This is a genomic window from Mycobacterium sp. NGS62, assembly GCF_059812285.1.
Genome location: NZ_JCALCK010000093.1, coordinates 1 through 417, shown reverse-complemented (window position 1 = coordinate 417; position 417 = coordinate 1). Strand labels below are relative to the sequence as shown.

Below are 417 nucleotides of genomic sequence, written 5' to 3'. Positions count from 1 at the left end.
CACCCGCGAGGTGCAGCGTCTGGAGAAGGTGCTCGAAGCCGGGATCAAACTGTCCTCAGTGGCCACCGACATCACCGGGGTGACCTTCACCGGGACACCCGCACAGCCGGGCACCCCATCGGTCATCATGTCGCCGGATACCTCCGCGCACCCAGATAAGGCTGGGCGCCGGCACGCCCCACTCCTATTGGCCCGCCTAAACTCTCGATGACTGAAATGAGGTCCACATGAGTTGAACCGCAACACTTTCCGCTTCGTCCACCCCCGGCCCGACAGCATGCGATGGACCGTGGTTGGAGTCAAGGTCGTTCGTCCTCGCTGGCGCTGCGGGCGCTCCACCTTGACTCCAACCACGGTCCATCGCCTAAAAGCAGTGGGCGGAACGAAACAAAAACAAATCCACCCTTTACCGGGGGT

The 417-nt window shown here is 62.1% G+C and carries 1 protein-coding gene; it reads left to right on the top strand.

What is annotated here, in order from left to right; all coding sequences use genetic code 11:
• Positions 1 to 211: hypothetical protein (locus AC5Y49_RS24850; protein WP_499892030.1), on the top strand; the 211-nt coding region annotated here is incomplete at its 5' end.
• Between the last annotated feature and the right edge of the window lie 206 nt (positions 212 to 417).